Source organism: Pseudomonas sp. LAIL14HWK12:I1 (assembly GCF_003202095.1).
GTDB lineage: Bacteria > Pseudomonadota > Gammaproteobacteria > Pseudomonadales > Pseudomonadaceae > Aquipseudomonas > Aquipseudomonas monteilii.
The window spans coordinates 617736-638795 of sequence record NZ_QJKG01000002.1 but is presented as its reverse complement, the minus strand read 5'-3'; the positions used below and the strand labels follow the sequence as shown (position 1 = coordinate 638795).

Genomic DNA, 21060 nt, shown 5'->3' with positions numbered 1-21060 from the left:
CCGGACCTGGCACAAGAGGCTCCCCGGGAAGGCGAGCAATCTTGTTCCCTACGCAGGCGCTAACCTGATCAGGTTCAACGGGATCCGCACCTCTGCGATCTCAGCCTTTGCTTCAAGGCACCCCGACAAGAACATGCGCAGTCTAGACTGGAGTGGTCGGCAAAGCCAAGCGGGTAAATGCGCGGTTGATGAAAGGCACACCTGGCGATTGTTGCCGGGGGCGCATGGCACTACACTGGCCCGTCATCCGATACTCAACAGTTCAGTAATTAAATTTCGTACAAGGATTGCCTCTATGCTGCGCAAACTCTCACTGGCGATAGCCGTGTCTTGTGCGTCCAACGGAGTGGTCTGGGCAGCGGACGTGCCCCCGACAGTGAAGACCGACCTGGTCAGCGTCTACCAGGAAGCGGTGGACAACAACGCCGACCTGGCCGCCGCCCGCGCCGATTACGGCGCCCGCCGCGAAGTGGTGCCACAGGCCCGCGCCGGGTTGCTGCCCAACCTGTCGGCTGGCGCCGAGATGATGAACACCCGCACCAAGCTGGACGAGCCGTCTGCCACCACCAACCGCAGCGGCAATACCTGGAGCGCCACCCTGGCGCAGCCGATCTTCCGCGCGGACCGCTGGTTCCAGCTGCAGGCTGCCGAAGCGGTCAACGAACAGGCGGCACTGGAGCTGTCGGCCACTGAACAGAACCTGATCCTGCAGTCCGCGCAGAGCTACTTCGCCGTGCTGCGCGCCCAGGACAACCTGGCCGCTACCAAAGCCGAAGAAGCTGCCTTCAAGCGCCAGCTCGACCAGTCCAACGAACGTTTCGATGTGGGCCTTTCGGACAAGACCGACGTGCTGCAGTCCCAGGCCAGTTACGACACCGCCCGGGCCAACCGTATCATCGCCGAGCGCCAGGTGCAGGATGCATTCGAAGCGCTGGTCACCCTGACCAACCGCGAATACACCTCGATCCAGGGCGTAGTGCATACCCTGCCGGTACAGGTGCCAACCCCGAACGATGCCAAAGCCTGGGTCGAAACCGCCGGGCGCCAGAACCTCAACCTGCTGGCTACCAATTATGCGGTTTCCGCCGCTGAAGAAACGCTGCGTCAGCGCAAGGCAGGCCATGCACCGACGCTCGATGCGGTGGCCAAATACCAGAAAGGCGACAACGACAGCTTCGGCTTCACCAACCCTGCACCGGCCCCTGTTTCACGCTATAGCGGTGACGTCGAGCAAACCAGCATCGGCCTGCAGCTGAACATCCCGATCTACAGCGGTGGCCTGACCAGCTCGCAAGTACGCGAGGCCTACCAGCGCCTGAGCCAGAGCGAGCAGCAGCGCGAAAGCCTGCGCCGCCAGGTGGTGGAAAACACCCGCAACCTGCACCGCGCGGTGAACACCGACGTGGAACAGGTGCAGGCGCGCAAGCAGTCGATCATCTCCAACCAGAGTGCGCTGGAAGCCACTGAAATCGGTTACCAGGTGGGTACCCGCAACATCGTCGACGTGCTCGATGCCCAGCGCCAGCTGTACACCTCGGTGCGGGATTACAACAACAGCCGCTATGACTACATCCTCGACAACCTGAGTCTGAAGCAGGCGGCCGGCACCCTCAGCCCGCAAGACCTGCAGGACCTCAAGCGCTACCTGAAGCCGGACTACAACCCGGACAAGGACTTCCTGCCGCCGGACTTGGCTGCGGCGGCTGCCAAGAACTTTGAGCGCAGGCCTTGATATAGATGCTGGATTCTTCGCGGGTTTACCCGCGAAGAAGGCCACACAAAAATCAGCGCAGGAGCGCGCCCAGCCCATCAAGCAACCGCTGCAATGCCCCCTGATTGGCCCGCATCACCGCCCTGCCCGCCTCGCCCATGCGCTGTGCATCCTGCGGCAACTCGACCAACCGCCGCACTGCCCCGGCCAGCCCGTCGGCATCGTCCACCTGCTGCAACGCCCCCGCCTCACGCAGCATCGCGCTGATTTCAAGGAAGTTGAACACATGCGGCCCCATCAGCACCGGCAACGCCAGTGCTGCCGGCTCCAGCGGGTTGTGCCCACCCGTCGCCACCAGGCTGCCACCGACAAAGGCAATATCGGCCAGCGCATACAGGAACAACAACTCACCCATCGTATCGCCAAGCAATACCTGGGTTTGCGCGTCGACGGGCGTGCCGGCAGAGCGCCGCACGGTAGCGAATTGCTCGCTGCACAGCACATGCACCGCATTGAATCGCTCGGGATGGCGCGGCACCAGGATCAGCAACGCATCACCATGCACCTGTAGCAACTGCCGGTGCGCCTGCAAAATCAGCGCATCCTCGCCTTCATGGGTACTGGCCGCAATCCACACCGGGCGCTGCTCAGCCCCCCATTGCGCGCGCAGTGCCTTGGCACGCGGGAGCAGTTGCTCATCAATCTTCAGGTCGAACTTGATCGAACCGGTGACCTGCACGCACTCAGGGCGCGCGCCCAAATCACGGAAGCGCTGGGCCTCGGTTTCGGTCTGCACCGCAATCAGGCTCATCTCCGCCAGCATTGGCCGTGTCAGCTTGGCAAAGCGCCCATAGCCACGGGCCGAGCGCTCGGACAACCGCGCATTGGCCAGCGCCACCGGGATGCCGCGTTTGGCGCACTGGTGAATGTGATTGGGCCACAGCTCGGTTTCCATGATGATGCCCAACTTCGGCTGCACATGGTCGAGAAAGCGCCCGGCCGCCCAGGGCAGGTCGTAGGGCAGGTAGCAATGCTGCACGCGTGGTTCGTCGGCGAACATGGCGCGAATGCGCTCGGAACCGGTCGGCGTCATGCAGGTAAGCGTGATCGGCAGGCCCGGGTAGGCCTTGAGCAAGGCACGCACCATCGGCGCTGCTGCGATGCTTTCGCCCACCGATACCGCGTGCACCCAAATGCCACCCTGGCGCATGGCCGGCAGCTTGAAGGCAAAGCGCTCGCCGATGCGTTGGCCATAGGCCGGCGCCTTGCGTGCGCGCAGGTAAAGGCGCAGCGCAACCAGCGGCAGGCCCAGGTGAAATAGCAAGGTATAGAGTGTTCTGTTCATGGCGGCGGAGTTTACCCGATCGCACGCAAGTGCACTGCAAAGCGCTCGGCCAGCCACTGCGCCGCAGGCCCCAGCGGCTCATCACGGCGCCAGGCCAGTTCTGCCACGAGTGCCGGCGGGCGCCACTCGCTGTCCAGTTCGACCATGTGCGCCTGGTAAGTCGGGTACTGCACCACATGCCGCGGCAACCAGGCCCAGCCCAGGCCGCGCATCAACAGTTCGGCCATGGCGTAGAAGCTGTCGGCACGCCACACCTGCGGGCTGACTGCTTCGCCACCGGGGTAACCGCTTTGCTGTGGCGTGATGAGGAGTTGTCGGTGGCGGGCCAGTTGCTGGCGGGTGACCCGGCCCTCACCTGCAAGCGGATGGCCGACAGCGCACACCGTGACCATCTCCACACTGCCCAGGGCGCGCCGCTCCAGCGATGCCGGCATGCTTTCGTGGTGGAAGAACAGGCCCAGGTCGGCGCGGCGCTCCACCAGCTTGCGCGCCACATCACCTTGCGCACCACTGGCCAATTGCACTTCTAGAAATGGATAGCGGCTGGCCAGTTCGTCGAGGCTGTCGATCACCGGCTGATAAGGCATGGCTTCGTCCTGCGCCACCCGCAGCAAAGCCTCCTGCCCGCGCATCAACGCAAGGGCGCGGCCATCCAGGCGCTCGCACTGGCGCAACAGTTCGCGGGCATCTTCCAGCAGTGCACTGCCGTTTTCGGTCAGCTTCGGCTGCCGGCCACTGCTGCGCTCGAACAGGGTGACCCCCAGGTCGGTTTCAAGCAGGGCAATCGCGCTGCTGATGGCCGACTGCGCCTTGCGCTGCTCCCGGGCCACGGCAGAAAACGAGCGCAGTTCAGCGACGCGCAGGAAGGTGCGCAGTTGCTCAAGATTCCATTGCTCTGCCATCAACCTATCTCCCCTACTGATAGGTAATGACTTTACCCCATTCAGGTAGCGTCTAGAATGCCCGACCAGTTACCGGAGGATCCTGCCATGAATGCCTACACCTACCTCGCCATCGCCATCTGCGCCGAAGTCATTGCCACCGCTTCGATGAAAGCAGTGAAGGGCCTGAGCACGCCATTGCCGTTGCTGCTGATGGTGGTTGGCTATGGCATCGCGTTCTGGATGCTGACCCTGGTGGTGCGCAGCATTCCGGTGGGCATTGCCTACGCCATCTGGTCCGGGCTGGGGATCGTGCTGATCAGTGTGGCGGCGCTGGTGATCTACGGGCAGAAGCTGGATGTACCGGCGATGCTGGGCATGGCGATGATCGTGGGTGGGGTGGTGGTGATTCAGCTGTTTTCCAAGACTGCCGGGCACTGAAGCTGCCTGTATACTTGTCAGCTGTCCCAGTCTTCGAGGTACCGCCATGCCATCTGCCATTTCCACTGACGTGCTGATCGTCGGCGCCGGGGTCGCAGGCCTCTGGCTCAATGCCCGCCTGCGCCGCCTGGGGTATTCGACAGTGCTGGTGGAACGCGCCAGCCTTGGCGGCGAGCAGACCATCAAGTCTCAAGGCATCATTCACGGTGGTACCAAGTACGCCCTGCAAGGTGCCCTCACCGGTGCTTCGGAAGCCATCGCCGACATGCCGCGCCGCTGGCGCGAAGCCTTGAGCGGTAGCGGCGAGCTGAACCTGAGCAACACCCGCCTGCTGTCCGAGGCCCACTACCTGTGGTCGCCAGGCACTCTGGCCGGCAACCTCACCAGCTTCTTCGCGAGCAAGGCCGTGCGCGGCCGGGTCGACCAGGTAAAAGGCGAGCAACTGCCGCCCGCCCTGCAAGACCGCGCTTTCAAGGGCAAGGTCTATCGCCTGGCCGAACTGGTCATCGACGTACCAAGCCTGCTGGCCAACCTGGCCGACCTGGCGGGCGACAGCCTGCTGGCCGGGGAACGCATCGAGCCGCTACGCGAAAGCGACGAACTGGTCGGCCTGCGCGTCGATGGCCGCGACATCCGTGCCCAGCGTATCGTGCTCAGCGCCGGTGCCGGCACCGAGGACCTGCTGCATGCCTTGGGCCTGAAGCTGCCTGCGATGCAAATTCGCCCGCTGCACATGGTCATGGCCAAGGGCCCTAACCTCAAGCCGCTGTATGCACACTGCCTGGGCGGCGGCCCCAAGCCACGGGTAACAGTGACGACTCACCCGGCTGCTGATGGCCAATGGGTCTGGTACCTGGGCGGGGATCTGGCCGAAGCCGATGGCGTGGCACGTGAGCCGGCGGCACAGATTGCGGCGGCGCAGAAGGAAATAGCCAACCTGTTGCCATGGGTAGACCAAAGCCAGGTCCGTTGGGCCACCTTGCGCGTCGACCGCGCCGAACCTGCGCAGTCCGGCCTGGTGCGCCCGGACAACGCCTTCCTCGCCGACCAGCAACGCCTGTTGGTGGGCTGGCCGACCAAGCTGGCCCTGGCGCCGGACTTCAGCGACCGGGTCATCAGCCACCTGGAGCGCGACGGTATCCGCCCGCAGGCACAAGCCGAACTGGCCGGCCTGCCACGCCCACCGCTGGGTGTGCCGGCCTGGGAGCAACTGCTGCCATGACCCTGCCAACCCTGCACGACTTCCACCGCCCGCTGGGCAGCACCGGTTTCAAGGTTTCACCGCTGGGCCTGGGCACGGTCAAGCTGGGCCGCGACCAAGGCGTGAAGTACCCCACCGGCTTCACCATCCCCGGAGATGACGAAGCCCGCCTGCTGCTGGCCCAGGCCCGCGAGCTGGGCATCAACCTGATCGACACCGCCCCGGCGTATGGCCGCAGCGAAGAACGCCTGGGCCCCCTGCTGCGCGGCCAACGCGATGAGTGGGTGATCGTGAGCAAGGTCGGTGAAGAATTCGACAGCGGCCAGTCGCACTTCGACTTCAGCGCCGCCCACACACGTCGCTCGGTGGAGCGCAGCTTGCGCCGCCTGGAAACCGATCGCATCGAACTGGTGCTGGTGCATTCCGACGGCAATGACCTGGCGATCCTCGAACAGCAGGAGGTCTACCAGACCCTGGCTGAACTTAAGCAGGAGGGCAAGATCCTCGGCTTCGGCCTGTCTGGCAAGACCGTGGCCGGCGGCCTGAAAGCACTGGAACAGGGCGACTGCGCCATGGTCACCTACAACCTCAACGAGCAGGCAGAACGCCCGGTACTGGACTACGCTGCCGAGCACGGCAAGGCCATCCTGATAAAGAAGGCCCTGGCCAGTGGACATGTCTGCCTGGCCCCGGGCGTTGACCCGGTGCAGGCCAGCTTCGAACTGCTGTTCGCCCACCCGGGCGTCAGCAGTGCTATCGTCGGCACCATCAACCCGCTGCACCTGGCCCACAATGTGGCCACCATCGCCCGTATCCTGGGCCAGCATTGAGTTTCCCCAGGCCCAAGGGCCTGGCGACTGACCCGACGCAAGGAGGAGCCTCGTGGCGCGAACGCTGATCCGCAAGAACCCGAGCAACTTCAAGACACTGCCGCTGCATGTCGAGGCCACGCCCGAAGGGCTGATTTATCAAAGTATCGGCATGCCGCTCAACTTTGCCCAGACCCAGCAACGGCGCAAGGCCATCCAGCTACCCGACACGCAGCACTTCGTGGCCGAACTGGCCAACCTGGGCGTGTCGGTGCGCCTCACCCTGCATTGGCAAAACCGCGATTACTGGGTGCTGGTGCGCCAGCGCCGGCAAGACCGGGGCGATGTGGTGCTGAAACTGATTTCCGGCTATGTACCGGCACAGGAGCTGAACCTGCCATTGCACACGGCGGTGCAGGAAGTGGCTGAGGAATGCCTGCTGGAAACCCCGGAAGGCTGGCTGGGCGGGCGCTTCAACGATACCTGGCTGCCCGTGCCGTATGCCGCCGCCCTGCACTATCGCGAAACACCGCACTTCCTGCTGACCCCGCAGTCCGGCGCCGCCCGCCCCGTGCACTGCGGCAACCTGATGCTACTGGAGCGGCCACGGGCCTATGTGCACTTGCCCACCGCCTCGCTGCAACTGATCTACGACATGCGCCTGCAGGTGCCCCGTGAAGCCAAGAAACTGAGCCTGTTCCACGTCGATGAGCGACTGGAGAGCGGCCAGCTGGTAGCGCGACTCAACCGCAAACGGCCAGACCTGTACCTGATGCCGTTGAAGGACGGCCAACCGCTGGCGGAGCTGTATACGCTGAAGAAGGATGAGTTGGTGCCGGCGAGTACGCGTGGGCTGTACCTGGCAGAGAGTTTTGCACGGCAGGAAGGCTGGGTGGTGAAGGACGAGCGAGTGCGCTGGAAGGACTGGGTGAAACAGCAGGGGTTGGTGGAGCCCAAGCCGTTGCGGGCATCGCACTTGCAGCGGTTTGGTGACAAAGCGCGGGCGCTGCTGGAGCGGGCGCGTACTAGCCTGAATAAGTGATATTGGGGCTGCTTTGCAGCCCCAGCGTTATCAGTTCTTGCGAATCTTCTCGACAATCGCCGTGGTCGAGCTGTTCTCGACCAGGCCCAGCACCTTCACGGTACCGCCATAGGCCTTGACGATATCGGCGCCCACCACCTGGTCGATGCCATAGTCGCCACCCTTGACCAGCACATCCGGCTTGACCTGGCTCAGCAGGTTTTCCGGCGTGCCCTCAGGGAAACTGATCACCCAATCCACCGCCCCCAGGCCGGCTAGAACGGCCATGCGCCGGTCGACGCTGTTGATGGGCCGCCCTGGCCCTTTGAGCCGGCTGACCGAGGCATCGTCGTTGACCGCGACGATCAGGCGATCGCCCTGGGCCCGCGCCTGCTCAAGGTAGGTGACATGCCCGGCATGCAGAATGTCGAAGCAGCCATTGGTGAAGACGATCTTCTCTTTGTGCGCCCGCGCATCATCGATGGCCAGCAGCAGTTGCTCAAGGCCCAGCACACCGCGCTCGGAGCCTTCCTCACGCTGGATGGCCCGTCGCAGTTCGGGGGCGCTGATCGCAGCCGTACCCAGCTTGCCAACCACGATGCCTGCCGCCAGGTTGGCCAGCGCCACCGCGTGGGGCAGGTCCTCGCCAGCCGCAATAGCCGCCGCAAGGGTGGAGATGACAGTATCACCGGCACCGGTCACATCGAACACTTCGCGCGCCCGCGCCGGCAGGTGCAGCGCCGGCTGCCCCGTGCGCAGCAGGGTCATGCCGTGCTCACCACGGGTCACCAGCAAGGCGCCCAGGTCCAGGTCCTGCAGCAGTTGCACACCTTTGGCAACCAGCTCGGCCTCATCAGCGCAACGGCCAACGATGGTCTCGAACTCGCTGAGGTTCGGGGTGATCAGGCTAGCACCGCGGTAGATGGAGAAATCCTTGCCCTTGGGGTCGGCCAGCACCGGAATACCCTTGGCTCGCGCCGCCTGGATCAGGCTCTGGTGGTTTTTCAGTGCGCCCTTGCCGTAGTCGGAAAGGACCAGCACCTTGACGCCTTCGAGCAAGCTGTCGACTTCCGCACCCAGCGACAGCGGGTCGGTGGCGAACGGCTCTTCGAAATCGATACGCAGCAACTGCTGGTGACGGCTCATGACCCGCAGCTTGACGATGGTCGGCTGGTGCGCGATGCGCTGGAACACCGAACGCACACCGGCAGCCTGCAGGCTGTTGGCCAGGCTGTCGGCAGCTTCATCCTGGCCGGTGACGCCGATCAGCGAAGCCGGCGCGCCCAGCGCAGCGATGTTCAAGGCAACGTTGGCCGCACCGCCTGGGCGATCTTCGATCTGATCGACCTTGACCACCGGAACTGGCGCCTCAGGCGAGATACGCGAAGTACCGCCATGCCAGTAGCGGTCGAGCATGACATCGCCGACCACCAGTACCGGGGCTTGATCGAAACGCGGCATGGACAACTTCATGGGCAACCCATATGGAAATAATGAACAGGGGCAGGATATTAGCACAGGGTAGTCGACGGCTTTATGGCCAGATCGTCCCCGGAAAATTCCCGTGACAATCGGGGCCATGATGGCCCCGATCAAGGAGGGTTCACGTGATATCGGCCTTGGCCGGCTCATCCAGCCCCATCGCATGCAGGCGGGCATAATGGCCATTAGCCGCAAGCAGCTCGGTATGGGTGCCGCGCTCCACCAGGCGGCCCTGATCCATGACCAGGATCTGATCGGCCTTCTCGATGGTCGACAGGCGGTGGGCGATCACCAGCGTGGTGCGGCCTTGCATCACATGGTCCAGGGCAGCCTGGATGTGCCGCTCGGACTCGGTATCCAGCGCCGAGGTGGCTTCGTCGAGAATCAGCAGCGGTGCGTTTTTCAGCAGCGCCCGGGCAATCGCCAGGCGCTGGCGTTGGCCGCCGGAAAGCAGCACACCGTTCTCACCCACTTCGGTATCGAAGCCCTTGGGCAACCGGTCGACGAACTCCTTGGCGTAGGCGTCGGCCGCAGCAGCTTCGATATCTGCGCGCGGGGCGCCAGCCAGGTCGCCGTAGGCGATGTTATTGGCCACGGTGTCGTTGAACAAGGTGACGTGCTGAGTCACCTGCGAAACATGGCGGCGCAGGTTACGCAGGCGATAGTTCTCGATTTCCACGCCATCGAGCAGAATCTGCCCTTGGTCGTGGTGATAGAAGCGCGGGATCAGCGCGGCCAGGGTCGACTTGCCGCTGCCGGAGCGGCCCACCAAGGCGATCATTTGCCCTGGCTCGGCGACAAAGCTGATGTCGCTTAGCACTTCGCGCTCGGTACCCGGGTAGGTGAAGCTCAGGTTGCGCACTTCCAGGCGCCCTTCCACGCGTTCCTTCTCGACAGTACCGGTGTCCAGCTCAGGTTCTTCGTCCAGTTGCTCGAAGATGCTTTCTGCACCGGCCAGGCCCTTCTGGATGGTCGAGCTGACTTCCGAAAGCTGGCGGATCGGTTTGGGCAGCAGGCCGGCGGCGGTGATATAGGCAACCAGGTCGCCAGCCGTGGAGTCACCGCGCAGGAACAGCACCAGGAACATGAGCGCGGCCATGGCGCTGTAGATCACCAGCTGCAGCATCGGCGTGTAGAGCGAGCCGGTCTTGGTCATGCGCAATTGCTTGTCGGTATTGCTCTGGCTGGCCTTGCCGAAGCGCTGTTCCTCATAGGCTTCGCCACCGAAGCTGCGCACCACGCGGTAGCCCTGGATGGTTTCCGAGGCAACGTGGGTGACATCACCCATGGCCACCTGGATCTTCTTGCTCTGCTTGCGGAATTTCTTGCTGGCAACGCTGACCATCACCGCAATTACCGGCAGGATGGCGACCATCACCAAGGTCAGGTGCCAGTTCATCCACAACAGGTAGGCGAACAGGAACACCACGGTCAGGCCTTCGCGGATCACCACCTTGATGGCGTCGGTCGCCGCGCCGGTGACCATGGTCACGTTGAAGGTGATGCGCGAAATCAGGTGCCCGGAGTTATGGTTGTCGAAATAGCGGTTGGGCAACACCAGCAGCTTGTTGAACAACTCCACCCGCAGGTCATGCACCAGGCACAGGGACACCTTGGCCAAGAAGTAGTTGCCGAGGAACGAACCCAGGCCCTGCCACGCGGCGATCAGGATGATCAGCAGCGGCACTGCCTGCAACAATTGTAGGTCGCGCAGGTAGGGCACGTTGGGGAACAACACCGCTTCGGGGTTGCTCAGCCCATCGACGAAGTATTTGAGGATGCCCGCCAGCATTGGCTGGGTCGAGGCAAAGATCACGAAACCGACAATGCTCAGCAGGAAAATGCCGACATAGGGTTTCACATAGCTCAGCAGCCGGAAGTAGATCTTCAGGCTGGAGGTGTGCTCCGCCGGTCGCGGTGTTTCGGCCATTATCGAGCTCGCTGTTCAGGTTGAACCGGAAATTTTACCACAGGCGCCATTTTCGGCACGCCCCCATGGCAGCATCATGGCAAGGCCGACAGGCAGCCAGCTGATGAACCACTCGGCGCGCGGCGTGCCGGTGAGGCTGGCGGCATCGAACTGCATGGCCAGGGTCGAGTACACCCAGAACCCCAGAAGGATCTTGCCAAACAGTGTACCGCGCGCACGGATGATTTCGCCGAGGGTGAACAACCACACGATGACCCAGAGCAACATGCCAGGGATCCCCATTTCCACGGCAACATGGGTGAACATATTGTGGGTGTGGTCAAAGTGTTTACCCACGGCACTTACGTCGTAGGCAGCCCCCAGCCCCAGGCCGGTCCAGGGGTGTGCGGCAATCATATCGATGACGGCATTGAAGATTTCCGGCCGATAGGACGAACCGCGCTTGGCGATCAGGTCGTATACGACGAAGAACGCAAGGCCGGTGGCAACCAGCGCGAGGATGGAAAACACCTGACTGTGGCGATCACGGAACCACAGCGGCGCGATCACCACGGTGATCACCAGGGCCAGAATCGCCCCGCGGCTCTGGCTGAGCATGGCAAACGCGCCCAGACAGACCAGCGCCCCCAGCCATAACAGCTGCATGCCACGCTGGCGCGGCGGCTCGTACAGCAAGAAGAGCACCGCCGAGCCGATGACATAAGCCCCCAGAATCGGGTGCGAGATCTCGCCAATGCCTGCCAGACGGGCCAGCAACGATTTGCCCTGCAAACCGTAGAAATTGATGATCGAGACCAGCGCGGCGAGGGCCAACAGGCCGCTGCCAAGCAGCAACAGCTGACGAATGCGGGCCCTGCCTTGCTGCGCCAGCAGCGGGAATGCCAGCAGGAATACCAGAATGTAGACAAGGCGCTTGATCTCGCGCCCTGGGTCTTCTGCGGGCGACCAGGCCAGGCTCAGCCCGCACCACGCCAACAACAGCAGCACACTCACCCACAGCGCTGGCTGGCGCCTCCAGGCTTGCACCAGCACTTCACGGGCAGACCACGCCAGTACCAGCGTTGGCAGCCACAAAAACAACACCAGCCCCTGCTGGTAAACCTTGTTGCTCGGTGCCAGGGCAATTGCTGCCAGGAACCAGACCAGACCCAAACCTAACCAGGCCCGTGCCCAGTTTTTTTGATACAACATCCTTTCCCCCGATGAATCAAAGACACCATCCATGGTGCAACAGCATTATTTTCGGCATTATTGCCGGTCATTTTGCTCGCCAGACGACAAGGCTCTATTCATGCAATGCTCCCGGCTCACCCAGGTCGACTTCGATCAGCTGACACAAGGCGCACAGGTGCTTGAGGCAGACAGCCATGGCGCCAAAGTCTACCTGCTCAAGGATGGAAATTTCCTCAAGGTTTTTCGTAGGAAGCGGCTGATTTCATCTGCACTGTTGCGCCCCTACTCGCAGCGCTTCGTCGATAACGCTGCGCGCCTGGCACAATTGGGCATCCCTACGCTCGAGGTGATCAGCCAGCACAAGCTCGACCTGCCAGGCCGTACCGCCGTGCTGTATCGCCCGCTGCCCGGGCGTACCCTGCTGCAAATGTCGCGCGATGATGGGTTCAGCTGGGATACCTACCTGCCGCAGCTGATTCAGCTGGTTCGCCAGCTGCACCACAGCGGTGTGTACTTCCGCTCGCTGCACCTGGGCAACGTGGTGGTTACCCCCGACCAGCGCCTGGGCCTGATCGACGTGGCCGACATGCGTTTCCTGCGCCCGCCGTTGTCGGCACGCATGATTCGTCGCAATGTGCAGCACATGGTGCGCTATATCGAGCGGGAGAACCTGGGTGACCGGTTCCCCCTCGCTGCGTTCGAGGCTGCCCTGCTGGCACGCTGAACGTCAGTTTCGCAGCAAGCTCTGCGAGCCATTGCAGAAGGCCTGCCAGGCTTGCTCCGGCGCCAGCGCCTGACGCTGCCGGGCGGCTACCGTCCGGGCGCTGAGGGATGTGCATCGTTCGATTGCCTCGGCCCATGCCCCTTCATCGGCTACCGGCAGGTAACCGCCGGTATCCTGCAACTGTTCGCGAAACACTTGCAGGTCGCTGCACACCACCGGCACGTCGGCCATGACCGCCTCCTGCACCACCAGCCCCAGGCCTTCAGAGCGAGAAGGCACCAGTAGCCAATCGAACGCCCGATACAACTGCTGCAGGTCTTCACGGTGACCGCACAGGTGAACGCGCGCGGCCAGGCCCAGTGCATCGATACGCTCTTGCAGCACGGCGTGCAGAGGGCCTTCGCCAATAATGGCCAACTGCAGGTCCGGCTGATGTGTGCTGGCCCGGGCAAACGCCTCGATCAGCATCTCGAAGCCTTTGCTTTCCACCAACCGCCCCACCGCGCCCAGCATCACCCCGGTCGCAGCAGGCAACTGCAGCGCCTGCCTGGCCCTGTCACGGCTCAACAACGGCTCGACGAACGCTAACGGGTCAAGCGCCATGCGCAGGGTCTGCACCGGCCTGCCCAAGTCGTGCTCCAGTGATTCGGCCAGCGTATGCGACACCGCTGCGATGCTCAGGCGCTCGGCGGGGAACATACGCAACAAGCGTACATCGCTACTGCTCAGGCGCGTCTTGCCATGGAACAGCACCTTTGCCCGAACCTGGGGACTGTTCTGCAACAGCGGCAGCACCAGCCGCGCGACGCCAATACCGTCGAGCAGCACGACCTCAGCGTTGGCCTCGGCCAGCGCCTTGCGCAAACGCAAGCGCAACCAGGGCCGCAACAGGCGCCACAGGTGCCGTCCTTTCAGCGCACGCAGTGGCATGTGCCACTCCCGGGTCGAGCCAAGCCCGCAACACAACCCGCTTCCCAGCAGCAACCAGTTACTGATCCGGGCATCGGTACCTGCGTGCGACAGCACTTGGCGATGCACCTTGTGGATGGACATGTACGGCGTTCCACCCGCCCACATCATATTGACGATGTTCATGGGCCCTCTCCCGCTCATGTCAGGTGGGACAGCGACTTCATTGAACAAAAATGGTGATACCCATGCCGATCAAGGCACCCGTCACCAGCGTCAATGCCAGTTTGATTCGATCACGTTGACGGCGTTTGGCCTTGCGCTCCACTTCGATGGGCAAGGTCACGTGATTACCGAATCCAGTGTGCAATACTGCATCACCCTCCAAGGTGACCGCTGTCAGATTTAACTCAGCGTAGCGTCGGGAAAGCGCCTTCTCTCCAGCATAGGCGGCAAATGGCGCGCAGCGCTGGTAATCACTCAAACGCCGCAGACCGGGGTTGAGCGAAAACGCCTGCCATTCAGCCTTGTCGGACAGCAGCGGGTAGCAAGGCACACCCGCGATCACCTGCCGATCGCCCAAGTGGATGTAAGGGCTATGGATGGCCAGGTCGTGAGCATGACTGCGCAGCCACACCTGCAACAGGTTGGGGCTCACCTCCAGAATGGCCCGCGAGTCTTCGACAAAGCCTTGGCGATAGAAATGCCAGTCGTCCTCGCAGTGGAAGATGTACGGCGTCTTGACGTGGCTGTAAGCCAGGTCGATAGACGGCAACTGGCCAAGCTTGGGCCGGTTAACGAACACCTTGCAGTGCGGTTTCCAGTGCTCTGGCACAGCGGCATGCACAGCATCGTCACCGGAATCTTCGGTGATGAATACCTCGCGAATGGGCGCGGTGTTGTAGCGGTCGAAACTCTCAAGGGTATCTTTGAGCAGATCGAACCGCCCACAACTGGTCACGACGAGCGTGACGTCACTCTCATTTGAAAAGCGCACCGGACTCCCTCCGCATTGCGACAAACGGCCTTCAACAACCCGCTCCTGGGCGTGAAAGCTCTTATTTAGATGCCCAGCTTCAGGCGCAACCGCTGCCATGCAGACAAGGGCGGATGGGGCCTCAGCGCCGGGCGCATGTGGTCGACGATGCTACGGCCAACTGCGGCGAAACTGAAACGGGAAACCGCCAGATGGCGGCCATTTTCTGCAATCTGCCGGGCCAGTTCAGGGTCTGCCCGCAAACGGCGGAGCTTTTCCTGAAGGGTCGTGATGTTGTCATAGAACACCACGTTGTGCATGTCCCGCAGGCCCAGCGCGCGGTTCTCTTCCTCGCCCTGGTCGTATGCCAGCAATACGCAGCCACAGGCCATGGCTTCGAAATTCTTGATCATGTATTCGCCCATGCCAACGTCGGCACTGACGAAGAACCGGATACGGTTGAGCGTGTTGCAGTAGTCTTCGCCCGACTTGGTACGGGTAACCAGCAGGTTCTCGACCTGCCCCAATTCGTCCAGCAGCGCCTTGCGGCCGCTGTAGGCCACGCTGTTGACACTGCCGACGAAGGCCAGTTCGATATCGCGCTCACGCCCTTGGTCGGCCAGCAGTTGCTCGTCATAGCCCTTGGGCACGAATACCGCATCGAAGCCTTCCTGGCGCAGGCGTTCGCTGACCATGTAGCCCGAGCTGATGACCCGCGCCCATGGCAGCTGCCGGTAATGGGCACTGAACTTGCCGGTGTACTTGCACGGGATGTAGTTCTGGTAGGCGTCGTGCTCCAGGATGACCAGGTTCGGCACGGTGCGGATGAAGGCCACCTGGCGAATCTCCTGCTTGAAGCGCAGGAAGAACACAATGCGGTCATAGCGCTCGACCTGCACTTCACGCTTGAAGTAGCGGCGCAGGTTGCGCTGGTCATCGCTGCTCAGCCAGCGCAGGTCGCACTCGCAGTTGGCCGCGACGCCGTCGTACAGGCGGTCGAGAATCGCCCGCTGTTCCTTCTGTACCAGAAATAGGACTTTCATAACGTTCCTTGGGCGCTCTGCGCCATCGCGGTCAACCATGGGGCGTGCTTACAGCTCACGCCGCCAGAACAGTTCGTGCCTGCGCACGGCCTTGCGGAAGAACTCGTTCTCCCCGTAAGGCGAGGGCCGCCGCCCGGCCAGCCAGCGCTGCAGCAGGCGGCGCAAGCGACGCTTGAAGGGCGCCGGCGGCTGCAAGTCGTGCATCATGCCCAGGGCCATGGCCTTGTCGCGCTGCGTGGCCAGGTCCAGCACCAGGCTGCAGGGTGCCCAGGCCTGGGCTGCGCTCAACTGCGGCGGCAAGGCCACGCCGTCGCCACTGTCGCCCATCGGCCAGCGGTCGTTGTCGTGCAGGTGATTGGCGTAGCACAACAAGGTCTGCGGCTGCCAGGCCAGGCCTTGCAGGGCCTCCAGCACGGCCGCCTGGGCGCAGATGTGATCGGGGTGCGGGTCGAGTTGCGGGTGCGGCATCACCAACACTTCCGGCTTGGCCATTTCCAGCAAGGCCCGCAGGTCGGCCAGCAGGTTGTGCCAGGTTGGCGCGCCATCGCGGTCGGCCGGTAGCGGGAACGGGTTGAACTGGCGGAACACGCGGATATCGGCCAGGTCAGCTTCACGGGAAGCAGCCGGCTGATCGGGCGCGGCCTGCATGGCAGGCAGTTGCAGGCAGAAGTAACCCAACTGCACACAACGTGACTCCGGCACACCAGCCCAGCGCGGCACGGCGATGCTGTCCCAGGCACGCAAGCGGCCCTTCAGGCGGGCGGCCTCGGCTTTTGGCAGGCCCATCTGCTGGTAGTGTTCGGCTTCGATCTCGCCAGCTGTCAGGGTGACCACCCAGGTTTCGTCGGCTTGGCTGTAGAGGCCATATGCAGCCAGCTCGGCGTCATCGGCGTGCGGCGCGATCACCATCACCCGGCGACGTTGCAGCTCGACAGCGGGGGTTATCCACAGGCGCGGCTGGCCTTGCAGCCGGCAATGACGACCGCGCAGGCGCAAGGTACCCGCTTGCAAGGGCACGGCCAGGCCGGTCAGGTTGAGAAAACGTACGCCATCGACACCACGCTCGAACGTTTGCCGGTCATACTGCTCAGCAGCATCCAGCTCTACCCGAGGGTCGAGAAACCGCCCCAGCCAGGAGCTTTTTACCTGCAGCTCAAGCATGAGGGTTTCGTCACCCTGCAGCACGCAATCGGCCTGGAGCCGGCCATCGCGCAGGCTGGCAGGCACTTCCCGCGCCTGTTCACCGAAGTCGTAGGCGTAATCCTCGCCCGGGGCGTAGAACAGATGGTCGGCAAACCAGGCTTCGTGAGCCGCCCAGACCAGCGGCAACAGCAGCAACGGCAGCCACCACCAACTGAAAACCCCCAAGGCGACCAACGCAACCAGGCCCGTCAGCAAGCCCAGGCGCTTGTTGCGCCGGTGGCGCTTGAGCAACTGCTGCTTGCGGCTCACGCCTGGTACACCGGCACAGGGTTGCACCAGCGGTCCTTGTACTCGCGGTCGGCACGGCCGAACGAGAACCGCAGTGGCTTGTTGCGCGTACGGGCGTCTTCCCAGGCGGCCTGGGTATTGAGGAAGCTCAGCACGCTACCCGGACTGAAAGCCTTGGTTTCAGGGTCTACGCCGCCATTGATGTACTCGACGCTGATCCATTCCGGCGCTTCGACGCGGTACACCAGCTGAATGGCAATCGGCTTGCCATCCAGCAGCAGTACCGAGCCGATCAGCAGCGCTTGCAGGCGCTCCAGCACCTGGGCCATGTGCTCGGCACCGGTGGCCGGGAAGCCCCAGCGGCGCTGGAACAGGTCGCAGTACATGCTGGCGATTTCCTGCGCACTGAAGTCGCTGATCGGGCGTACCAGGCCACCTGCTTCTTCCAGCAGGCGCAGTTCGCGGCGCTGGTTGTAGCGGAATTTTTTCGACAGGTCTTCAGGGGCGCGGGCCATGGCCAGCTGTTCCTTCTGCGCCTTGAGGCCGCTGAAGCGGCCCTGGTTCAGATCGGACAGGTAGCGCGCGGCATGGCGCAGCGGTGCAGCGGCATCGGCTGCCGCCGGCAGGATGATTTCGGCATTGCCCAGATCGAACAGGGCTTTCTTGCCAGCACGCTTGAGCACATCCTTGGACAGCGCCAGGTGACGCCCCCAGGTCGGGATGGCGGCCTTCAGCTCACCCGCCTGATGCCAGCCCAAGTATCGCACCGGGATCTGTGCCAGGTTTGCCAGCTGTTCGACCACCAGCGGATGAGTGGCAACACTGCCACCAAAGCGCGCCCATGCCTCGGCATAGGCCTTGGCATCTATAACTTGCCAACCGCGTTCGCGGAAGGCCTGGATTCGATTGAGCATCAGGCCTGCTCCACCAGCGCACGCACTTGCGGCAGCTGCCAGAAGGCCTCACGCACCGCGTGGTCGGAGAAGCGTTCACGCAGACGCTGCAGCATGTGCTCGGCACAGGCCTGGCGCTGCTCGCCGTCCAGCACGGCAAGATGCTTCAGCCCCTGCGCCAACTGTGCAGCATCGCCCAGCGGGAACAGCACCCCCACACCCTCGACCACTTCGCGAGCCCCGCCGCATGCCGTGGCGAGCACCGGCACACCGGCGACCATGGCTTCGAGCAGGACCATGCCGAACGGCTCATGGTCAGAGCTCAGGGCAAACACGTCGAACGCCTGGAAATAGCGCCGTGCATCCGGCACCTGGCCCAGGAAGTCCACTTGCCCGGCAATGCCCAGCTCGGCGGCCTGAGCCTTGAGCTTGGCCTCCAGCCGGCCCTTGCCGAGAATCGCCAGACGGGCGCCCGCTGGCAGCCCTGGCAACGCCTGAGCAAAACCACGCAACAGGGTTGCCTGGTCTTTGTCGGGGTGCAGGCGCCCGACATTGCCGACGATCCATGCCTGTGCATCCAGGCCCAAGGCCTGGCGTGCTTCGGCGCGCGGCACCAGTGCCGCTTGCAGGGCGTCGATATCGATGCGGTTGTACAGGGTCTGGATGCGTTCGGCCGGCCACTGCGGCAGGCAGCGGCGCATATCGTCACGCACGGCGTCCGACACGCCCAGCAAGCTCAGGCGCTTGCTGAACAGGTTGGCGAACAAACGGCGGCCTTTGCGCTCGTAGTCGCCAAAGGCATGATGCACGCCAATCACCGGCAGGCCGGTGCCCAGCAGGGCCACGTAGATCGGCTTGAAGCGGTGAGCAATGCAGAACGCGAAATTGCGCTCGGCCGCGATCCGCCGCAAGGCACGGATGGCGCCGAGCTTCAGGCCACGCACGGCCTTGGAGCTGAACGCCAGGAACAGCACCTCGTCCGACGCGCAGCCCGCCGCTACCTGCGGGTCGGCAGCGCCGGTAAGGAACACCGTGGTGACCTGGTAGCCACGGCCCTGGAACAGGCTGGCGTACTGACGGGCGCAATCCAGGAAAGGCCCGTCATAGCCATGGCAGAACTGCAGGATGCGCGGTTCAGAGCGGCTGGTCATAGGCGGCAGCGCCGTCCTTCACGACCAGGATGTCTTCCATGATCAGGTACTGCAGGTCCGAGCCGAAGAACATGTTCAGGGCATCGGTCGGCGAGCAGATCATCGGCTCACCACGGCGGTTCAGCGAGGTGTTCAGCGACACGCCGTTGCCGGTCAGGTCTTCCAGCGCCTTCATCATGTCGTAGTAGCGTGGGTTGTACTCACGCTTGAGCACCTGTGCACGCGAAGTACCGTCCTCGTGGACCACTTCCGGGACGCGGGTTTTCCACTCTTCAGCCACTTCGAAGGTGAAGGTCATGAATGGCGCCGGGTGGTCGACCTTGATCATCTGCGGGGCAACGGTGTCGAGCATCGACGGGCAGAAAGGTCTCCAGCGTTCGCGGAACTTGATCTGGTGATTGATGCGGTCAGCCACGCCCTCAACGCTCGGGCAGCCGATGATAGAACGACCACCGAGGGCGCGCGGGCCAAACTCCATGCGGCCCTGGAACCAGGCCACCGGGTTGCCGTCGACCATGATCTGGGCGATCTGCTGGGGCATGTTCTCCAGCTTGCGCCACTTCGGCTGGTTCGGGTGACGGGCGCAGGCCGCGATCACGTCTTCGTTGGAGTACGACGGGCCGAGGTAGACGTGTTCCATCTTCTCGACTGGTACGCCACGGGCATGGGAAACATAGGCTGCGGCGCCGACGGCAGTACCGGCGTCGCCGGAAGCCGGCTGGACGAACAGCTCTTTTACGTCCGGACGGGCGATGATCTTCTGGTTCAGTTTCACGTTCAGCGCGCAGCCGCCGGCGAAGGCCAGCTTGCCGGTTTCACGCAGGGTGTCGCCCAGGTAGTGGTCGATCATCTGCAGCGCCAGTTTCTCGAACAGCGCCTGCATGCTGGCCGCGTAATGAATGTACGGCTCGTCGGCGATGTCGCCTTCGCGCTTGGGGCCCAGCCATTCGATCAGCTTCGGCGAGAAGTAGAAGCCCTTGCCCTTCTCTTTATAGCGGCGCAGGCCGATAACGTTGGCATACTCGGTGTTGATCACCAGTTCGCCGTTTTCGAAGCTGGCCAGGCGCGAGAAGTCGTACTTGCTGGCATCGCCATACGGCGCCATGCCCATGACCTTGAACTCGCCGTCGAGCATTTCGAAGCCGAGGAACTCGGTAATCGCGCCGTACAGGCCACCCAGGGAGTCCGGGTCGAAGAACTCCTTGATCTTGTGGATCTTGCCGTTTTCGCCGTAGCCAAAGAAGGTGGTGGCGTATTCGCCTTTACCGTCGATGCCGAGGATGGCGGTTTTTTCCTTGAAGCCCGAGCAGTGGTAGGCACTGGAGGCATGAGCCAGGTGGTGCTCGACCGGCTCGATCTTGACCTTTTTCGGGTCGAAGCCCAGCTGCTCCAGGCACCAGACGATCTTCTTGCGGTAGCGCTTGTAGCGACGGTTGCCCATCAGGATGGCGTCGAGGGCACGATCCGGGGCGTACCAGTAGCGCTTGGCATAGTGCCAGCGCGCCTTGCCGAACAGGCTGATCGGGGCGAACGGGATGGCTACCACGTCGACGTCGGACGGCTTGATGCCTGCCTGTTCCAGGCAGAACTTCGCCGACTCGTAGGGCATGCGGTTCTTCGCATGCTTGTCACGCACGAAGCGCTCTTCTTCGGCGGCGGCAATCAGCTTGCCGTCAATGTACAGGGCCGCGGAAGGGTCATGGCTAAGGGCGCCGGACAGGCCAAGGATCGTCAATGCCAAGGGATTAGCCTCTTCATTCGGTAAAAATGCGCCAGCGGCCTCTTGGGCGGGTGGCGGCTAAAGGGCGGGATTATAACGCAAAGATCAGGAACTGCGCGGTCGTTGTGGGAGCTGGCTTGCCCCGCGAACACCGGCAAAGCCGGTGCCATACACCGCGTCGCCTGCTTCGCGGGACAAGCCTGCTCCCACAAGGGATAG

The 21060-nt window shown here is 63.2% G+C and carries 18 protein-coding genes and 1 riboswitch; of the genes, 6 read left to right on the top strand and 12 right to left on the bottom strand.

Features of this window, described 5'->3' with window-relative positions:
• Positions 1 to 28: 28 nt before the first annotated feature.
• A riboswitch (TPP riboswitch) is annotated at positions 29 to 135 on the bottom strand.
• 160 nt (positions 136 to 295) lie between these two features.
• Positions 296 to 1732, top strand: a complete 1437-nt coding sequence (locus tag D906_RS07830) for a TolC family outer membrane protein (RefSeq protein WP_016712347.1) — start codon at positions 296 to 298, stop codon at positions 1730 to 1732.
• Between the two features lie 52 nt (positions 1733 to 1784).
• Here D906_RS07830 and waaA read toward each other — a convergent pair whose 3' ends face one another.
• The gene (gene waaA, locus D906_RS07825; RefSeq protein WP_027610049.1) at positions 1785 to 3056 is read right to left on the bottom strand and encodes a lipid IV(A) 3-deoxy-D-manno-octulosonic acid transferase; all 1272 of its coding nucleotides are present in this window, start codon (positions 3054 to 3056) and stop codon (positions 1785 to 1787) included.
• A gap of 11 nt (positions 3057 to 3067) precedes the next feature.
• Positions 3068 to 3958, bottom strand: a complete 891-nt coding sequence (locus tag D906_RS07820; RefSeq protein WP_016712349.1) for a LysR family transcriptional regulator — start codon at positions 3956 to 3958, stop codon at positions 3068 to 3070.
• 87 nt (positions 3959 to 4045) lie between these two features.
• Between D906_RS07820 and D906_RS07815 the strand changes: the two genes are divergently transcribed.
• The 4 genes from D906_RS07815 to D906_RS07800 are packed head-to-tail and all read left to right on the top strand — an operon-like array spanning position 4046 to position 7430.
• Positions 4046 to 4378 carry a multidrug efflux SMR transporter gene (locus D906_RS07815; protein ID WP_008095055.1) on the top strand — a complete coding sequence of 111 codons (333 nt, stop codon included), beginning with the start codon at positions 4046 to 4048 and terminating at the stop codon, positions 4376 to 4378.
• Between the two features lie 46 nt (positions 4379 to 4424).
• Positions 4425 to 5600, top strand: a complete 1176-nt coding sequence (locus D906_RS07810; RefSeq protein ID WP_025752398.1) for an FAD-binding oxidoreductase — start codon at positions 4425 to 4427, stop codon at positions 5598 to 5600.
• Positions 5597 to 6409, top strand: a complete 813-nt coding sequence (locus tag D906_RS07805; protein ID WP_019097688.1) for an aldo/keto reductase — start codon at positions 5597 to 5599, stop codon at positions 6407 to 6409. Before D906_RS07810 ends, D906_RS07805 begins: the two co-directional genes overlap by 4 nt.
• A 52-nt stretch (positions 6410 to 6461) precedes the next feature.
• Positions 6462 to 7430 carry a hypothetical protein gene (locus D906_RS07800; RefSeq protein ID WP_019097687.1) on the top strand — a complete coding sequence of 323 codons (969 nt, stop codon included), beginning with the start codon at positions 6462 to 6464 and terminating at the stop codon, positions 7428 to 7430.
• Positions 7431 to 7460: 30 nt separating this feature from the next.
• Here D906_RS07800 and hldE read toward each other — a convergent pair whose 3' ends face one another.
• From hldE to D906_RS07785, 3 genes are all read right to left on the bottom strand, one after another.
• Complete coding sequence (gene hldE, locus D906_RS07795; RefSeq protein ID WP_019097686.1) at positions 7461 to 8882, bottom strand: bifunctional D-glycero-beta-D-manno-heptose-7-phosphate kinase/D-glycero-beta-D-manno-heptose 1-phosphate adenylyltransferase HldE; 1422 nt, start codon at positions 8880 to 8882, stop codon at positions 7461 to 7463.
• A gap of 130 nt (positions 8883 to 9012) precedes the next feature.
• Positions 9013 to 10821 (bottom strand): lipid A export permease/ATP-binding protein MsbA, encoded by a 1809-nt coding sequence (gene msbA, locus D906_RS07790; protein ID WP_019097685.1) that lies wholly within the window; start codon positions 10819 to 10821, stop codon positions 9013 to 9015.
• Positions 10822 to 10836: 15 nt separating this feature from the next.
• Positions 10837 to 12012: an O-antigen ligase gene (locus D906_RS07785; RefSeq protein ID WP_019097684.1), complete on the bottom strand. Its 1176-nt coding sequence runs from the start codon at positions 12010 to 12012 to the stop codon at positions 10837 to 10839.
• A gap of 100 nt (positions 12013 to 12112) precedes the next feature.
• On the opposite strand from D906_RS07785, the gene D906_RS07780 reads away from it, so the two are divergent.
• The gene (locus D906_RS07780) at positions 12113 to 12718 is read left to right on the top strand and encodes a hypothetical protein (RefSeq protein WP_019097683.1); all 606 of its coding nucleotides are present in this window, start codon (positions 12113 to 12115) and stop codon (positions 12716 to 12718) included.
• 3 nt (positions 12719 to 12721) lie between these two features.
• Here the strand turns inward: D906_RS07780 and D906_RS07775 are convergent, their stop codons facing one another.
• The 7 genes from D906_RS07775 to D906_RS07745 form a co-directional block, all read right to left on the bottom strand.
• The gene (locus tag D906_RS07775) at positions 12722 to 13813 is read right to left on the bottom strand and encodes a glycosyltransferase (RefSeq protein ID WP_019097682.1); all 1092 of its coding nucleotides are present in this window, start codon (positions 13811 to 13813) and stop codon (positions 12722 to 12724) included.
• Positions 13814 to 13850: 37 nt separating this feature from the next.
• Positions 13851 to 14624 (bottom strand): glycosyltransferase family 2 protein, encoded by a 774-nt coding sequence (locus D906_RS07770; RefSeq protein ID WP_027610046.1) that lies wholly within the window; start codon positions 14622 to 14624, stop codon positions 13851 to 13853.
• Positions 14625 to 14689: 65 nt separating this feature from the next.
• Positions 14690 to 15646: a glycosyltransferase gene (locus tag D906_RS07765; RefSeq protein ID WP_097156160.1), complete on the bottom strand. Its 957-nt coding sequence runs from the start codon at positions 15644 to 15646 to the stop codon at positions 14690 to 14692.
• 48 nt (positions 15647 to 15694) lie between these two features.
• Positions 15695 to 17098 (bottom strand): PIG-L deacetylase family protein, encoded by a 1404-nt coding sequence (locus D906_RS07760; RefSeq protein WP_027610045.1) that lies wholly within the window; start codon positions 17096 to 17098, stop codon positions 15695 to 15697.
• Complete coding sequence (locus D906_RS07755; RefSeq protein ID WP_025752394.1) at positions 17095 to 17991, bottom strand: antimicrobial resistance protein Mig-14; 897 nt, start codon at positions 17989 to 17991, stop codon at positions 17095 to 17097. The genes D906_RS07760 and D906_RS07755 overlap by 4 nt, the downstream gene beginning before the upstream one ends.
• Complete coding sequence (locus tag D906_RS07750) at positions 17991 to 19121, bottom strand: glycosyltransferase (protein ID WP_019097677.1); 1131 nt, start codon at positions 19119 to 19121, stop codon at positions 17991 to 17993. The genes D906_RS07755 and D906_RS07750 overlap by 1 nt, the downstream gene beginning before the upstream one ends.
• Positions 19105 to 20862 carry a carbamoyltransferase gene (locus D906_RS07745; RefSeq protein WP_016712363.1) on the bottom strand — a complete coding sequence of 586 codons (1758 nt, stop codon included), beginning with the start codon at positions 20860 to 20862 and terminating at the stop codon, positions 19105 to 19107. The genes D906_RS07750 and D906_RS07745 overlap by 17 nt, the downstream gene beginning before the upstream one ends.
• Positions 20863 to 21060: the final 198 nt, after the last annotated feature.

Bases quoted from the DNA above. Each gene is read 5' to 3' on its own strand.
- D906_RS07765 (WP_097156160.1), bottom strand. From the start codon at position 15,646: ATGAAAGTCCTATTTCTGGTACAGAAGGAACAGCGGGCGATTCTCGAC.
- waaA (WP_027610049.1), bottom strand. From the start codon at position 3,056: ATGAACAGAACACTCTATACCTTGCTATTTCACCTGGGCCTGCCGCTG.
- D906_RS07755 (WP_025752394.1), bottom strand. From the start codon at position 17,991: ATGCTCAATCGAATCCAGGCCTTCCGCGAACGCGGTTGGCAAGTTATA.
- msbA (WP_019097685.1), bottom strand. From the start codon at position 10,821: ATGGCCGAAACACCGCGACCGGCGGAGCACACCTCCAGCCTGAAGATC.
- D906_RS07775 (WP_019097682.1), bottom strand. From the start codon at position 13,813: ATGAACATCGTCAATATGATGTGGGCGGGTGGAACGCCGTACATGTCC.
- D906_RS07785 (WP_019097684.1), bottom strand. From the start codon at position 12,012: ATGTTGTATCAAAAAAACTGGGCACGGGCCTGGTTAGGTTTGGGTCTG.
- D906_RS07750 (WP_019097677.1), bottom strand. From the start codon at position 19,121: ATGACCAGCCGCTCTGAACCGCGCATCCTGCAGTTCTGCCATGGCTAT.
- D906_RS07815 (WP_008095055.1), top strand. From the start codon at position 4,046: ATGAATGCCTACACCTACCTCGCCATCGCCATCTGCGCCGAAGTCATT.
- hldE (WP_019097686.1), bottom strand. From the start codon at position 8,882: ATGAAGTTGTCCATGCCGCGTTTCGATCAAGCCCCGGTACTGGTGGTC.
- D906_RS07780 (WP_019097683.1), top strand. From the start codon at position 12,113: ATGCAATGCTCCCGGCTCACCCAGGTCGACTTCGATCAGCTGACACAA.
- D906_RS07820 (WP_016712349.1), bottom strand. From the start codon at position 3,958: ATGGCAGAGCAATGGAATCTTGAGCAACTGCGCACCTTCCTGCGCGTC.
- D906_RS07805 (WP_019097688.1), top strand. From the start codon at position 5,597: ATGACCCTGCCAACCCTGCACGACTTCCACCGCCCGCTGGGCAGCACC.
- D906_RS07830 (WP_016712347.1), top strand. From the start codon at position 296: ATGCTGCGCAAACTCTCACTGGCGATAGCCGTGTCTTGTGCGTCCAAC.
- D906_RS07810 (WP_025752398.1), top strand. From the start codon at position 4,425: ATGCCATCTGCCATTTCCACTGACGTGCTGATCGTCGGCGCCGGGGTC.